Genomic DNA, 3,832 nt, shown 5'->3' with positions numbered 1-3,832 from the left:
TACTGGCAACGGTGCATATTCGTTTCCGAACTATTCCTTGAACCCGCTTTGGGTTCCTGCGTTGTGGTGCCACTGTCGAGAGGCGGAGCTAGAGAATCTTGTGCTGAGTCGCCGCCGTCGGGGTCTCGATCAGGTGTATCGAACTCGCAGAAACGAGATGAGCATCTCCGCTCTGCCCATGACGTGTGTATCAGCCAACAGAATATGGGCTTCGGGGGCCATTTCTTCCCACGAGGCTGACGCGTGGTCCTGATTTTTTGCCACTAGACGTGGCAGCTCGAGGTCGACGTGCAGGGAGCCTGCAATCTCCCAAGCGCGGATGGACGCGCGGCCTTGGAATTGCTTCGTTTTGCCGGTAGGGCCTGATGGAACTTCCAGCGGATGTCCTGCGATGCCCGAAACTTTCATCAGGCTTAGACTCTCGAGGCGCCACGATGCTGAGCCCAACATGTCTGCATCAGTCGATAGCGTGATCTGCCCAGGCGCCTGTGGGACGAGAGCGATGCCTGTCAACCACGAAGCCTTCTCGGCGTCGCTGGATGTCACGAGAGCATGAATGCTTTGCGGGCTGCTAGATCCAATGAGTATGCGCACTGTTCGTTCCCATTACTCGCTTATCTTCAGGGGGTATCCGCCATTATCCGTCTGGGTTCAGTGTGAGGATAGCGGGACCAGGGTTCGGCAGTCCCTGCAGCGTGTTTCTGGGTGACCTGGTAGCTGTAGCCAAGCATCTCTGCGACGAGCGGTGCCGGGACTTCTTTGACGAGGCCGCGCAGGGATGCGTTGCGGGCGCCTAGGAGGTCTATGCCGATTTCTCTGAGACGCATCATGAGGGTGTTGGGGTGTATGGGCTGCCCGGCGCGGTAGCCGGGGAAGAGCCACGGGCTGCCGGGGCTGCTGCCGGTACGCATGTTGGGGCGTGAGGCGAGGTGTCTTGTGAGCAGTGAGGCGAAAGGTTCGGGCACTGGCGCTGGGTGTTCTTCCCCGAGTGAGAGGCGCGGACCATCGGGTGTGAGGATCACGTCGGTGCTTTTCATCGCGGCGATCTTCACAGCTGGTTGGGCGTAGAGCAGCAGGAGAGTGGCGGCGACCCGGTAGGACATTGTGTCGATGTTGTCGGTGAGGCAGGCCTTGAGCATGGCAAGCCGCTGACCTTGGGTGAGCAGTGGCACGGTCTTGGCCTGCCGGAAGCCAATGGTGATGTTGGTGCAGGTCCGGCTCTTCACCGCCCAGACGAAGAAGGTTCTGATGGCATATCTGGTTGTGGGACCGTCGGCCAGCCAGGCGTCGACGTCGGCCTGGAGGCAGGAGGCGACCGTTCGTCCATGGGTGAGCTTGAGCCAGGTGAGGAATCTGATGGTTTCGGTGATTTCCTGCTTTGCGCTGTGCACGGGACCGCGGGTGGGTCTCCCGCCTGTAGAGAGTGTCCTGATGCGTCGCAGGTGGTGCCAGCGGGCGAAGGACTCAATGGGTCGCCGAACCTCGACGTCATCAATGTTTTCGAGCTTGCTGGGTAGCCACCGCTCAAAGAGCGCGAGGTAGTGATCCCGCCCGGGCAGTAGGTTGTGGTGGGTGAGCACGCTGCGCAGGTGCTCCACCCGTAGGCTGTTTGGTTCCATGTCCAGCGCCTCGTGACTGAGCAGGATGTCTCCGGTGGCGATTCGCTCGAGCAGTTCGCGGACGCCGGATTTGCGGAGCCAGGTGAGGATGCTTTCGGGTCGCTGGGCTCCGCAGAGCGCAGCGAGTAGTTTCGCTGCCGTCGTTTCGTTGCCCTGGGAATCGTCGACTCGCAACAGCGCCGTGAGATCGTTCCGGAGTGAGCAGCGGGCGCAGGTGTTCTGGCGGTAGTGCTCGGTTTCCGTCCCGCATCCGGAGCAGTGGTAATCCTGGGTGATGCCGGCGCAATCGGCGCAGACTGGCTGGTCACCGTGGGAAGCAGACCTACCTGGAAGCATGCGCTCTGTCCCGCAGCCGGGGCAGGTGCCGTAGGTGCGCATGGCGACCGTGAAGCAGGTCCCGCAGATCCTGCCTTCCGGCCAGCTGGCACGGTGCTTACCGGCTGCCCGTGAGCACCTGTCGCAGGTGAACGCCCCGGTGGTGCGGGGCCGGCCACGAACGGCAAGCCGAGAGCTGATGTCAGCCGTCATCGCGGATTACCCTGGCACGTTTGGGCCTGATGGTCTTGTTCAGGTCCACGACATTGGCGTCGGAGGCGACCTTGCGGACCTTGGCGTCCATTGCAGTGACGGTGACTAGGTCCTCGGGCCCGCAGGAGAAAATGTCGCAGAGCGCGGCGATCATCATGAGTGAGACGCGCTCCGGGCGTTGGGTGACGAGCCGATAGACCTGGGAGGCCGAGAGTTCGATGCCGCGTTCCTTGAGCAAGGGACTGAGGTCGGTGCTGTTGTGCATGCCCCGGGCTGCCATGAGTTCTGCAAGCCGCCAGCGGTAGTCGATCTCTCGTTTCATGCGTTCAGTCTTCCATTCCGGCCAGCGCGTCCCGGATCGTGGAATCCAGGGCACGGCGCAGTGTTTTGACCCTGTAGTCGCTGGAGACGGAGGTGTAGAGGGCCGTCGTTGAGGCGTGCTCATGCCCGGCCTGGTGCTGGACGAACAGAGCGTCCATGCCTGATTCGATCAGATGGGTGACGTAGGAGCGGCGCAGCGAGTGGATGTCCAGGCCGGGGGAGAGGCTCAGATCCTCGCAGTACCGGTTGAACCTTCGGTTCAGCGCCGTCTCCGAAACAAGGGTGCCCCGTTCGGAAGGGAACAGGTCCAGGCCGTCGGTCATGTGCGGGTGGCCGTGCTCCAGCCAGTCGGCAACGATTTCCGTGGACCAATCGAACACGGTCAGGACGCTACGGCGCTTGGGTGGTGAACCCTTCATGGCCTTCCCGTAGCGGACCTGCAGGACCCCGTACTGGCCGAATTCCCGCGCATGCGGGTTCCGGGCAAAATCGACGGTCTGCAGGTGCCTGACCTCGTTGCGGCGGAGACCCCAGCAGTAGGCCACCTTGAACAGGACAGCGTCGCGGTATGCCGGCAGCCAGCCCTTGCGGCCCAGCGTCGCGATGCGGTCCACCTCGTCATCAGCCCGGTCGAAGAAGGCCTGCAGCTCGTGCCGGGTGAACGGCCGCCGCTTGGGATCCGATTCGTTGGTCTGGGCGTGGACCGCGGTGTTCCAGTCGAAACAGACCTGCGAAGGGTGCGTTCCGAAATATTGCTCGCAGACCCGGTCCCAGCCATAATCAGGCGAGGCTACGTACGAGCAGAACGCCCGAAGCGCCGCCTGATAACTCCGGATCGTGGACTGGGCCGCGTGCTTCACGCTGCGCAGATCCCCGAAGAACTCATCCACATGTGCCGGCGTCCACTGCCACGGATACTGATTCGTGGACTCCTGGAATCGCGTCACCAGCCGCTCCCGGCCTTCGATGGTGCCAAACGACAGATTCCTGCTCAACTGCTGGTTCCGCCAACCCGTGAGCATCTGCGTGAACACGACATCCTCCGGATGAAGGAAACGCACAGCGCCGAAACCCAGCACCCGTCCTGCTGAATCGACAGCCATGACCCTCCTGAAGCATTGCATTGGATGCAAGAATCATGCGATTAATGCAGAACGCCTGCAAATCCGCTGCTCAACGGGGCGTCCAAGATCAATGTCATGTGGCTTTGCGCGCCCCGTCGATGCTTTTCAGAATGTCCTGCGCCGGCTCTGTGCGAAGCGTTTCCGCAGGTCAGATGCAACTTTCGATGATTGATGACCACGTGGCGGCGAGTTGCGGGCAGAGGACGGGCGATCATGCATCAGATGCAATAATCACCGTTC

General features: G+C 61.8%; 4 protein-coding genes. All 4 read right to left on the bottom strand.

Going from position 1 to position 3,832, the window contains the following annotated elements:
* Positions 1-129: 129 nt before the first annotated feature.
* The 4 genes from CXQ96_RS18220 to CXQ96_RS17720 all read right to left on the bottom strand — a co-directional run bounded on the left by CXQ96_RS18220 (position 130) and on the right by CXQ96_RS17720 (position 3,571).
* Positions 130-546: a hypothetical protein gene (locus CXQ96_RS18220; RefSeq protein WP_146070944.1), complete on the bottom strand. Its 417-nt coding sequence runs from the start codon at positions 544-546 to the stop codon at positions 130-132.
* 74 nt (positions 547-620) lie between these two features.
* Positions 621-1,997 (bottom strand): hypothetical protein, encoded by a 1,377-nt coding sequence (locus CXQ96_RS17730; RefSeq protein WP_258059190.1) that lies wholly within the window; start codon positions 1,995-1,997, stop codon positions 621-623.
* Positions 1,998-2,136: 139 nt separating this feature from the next.
* On the bottom strand, positions 2,137-2,469 hold the full coding sequence (locus CXQ96_RS17725; RefSeq protein WP_104119349.1) for a helix-turn-helix transcriptional regulator: 333 nt from the start codon (positions 2,467-2,469) through the stop codon (positions 2,137-2,139).
* 4 nt (positions 2,470-2,473) lie between these two features.
* A complete protein-coding gene (locus CXQ96_RS17720; protein WP_104119347.1) occupies positions 2,474-3,571 on the bottom strand; it encodes a site-specific integrase in 1,098 nt (365 codons plus the stop codon).
* Between the last annotated feature and the right edge of the window lie 261 nt (positions 3,572-3,832).

The sequence above is a fragment of the Arthrobacter sp. B1805 genome (assembly GCF_002929745.1).
Lineage (GTDB): Bacteria > Actinomycetota > Actinomycetes > Actinomycetales > Micrococcaceae > Arthrobacter_D.
Note: the sequence above shows the minus strand (reverse complement) of the source record. Positions and strands in the feature narration are given on the sequence as shown.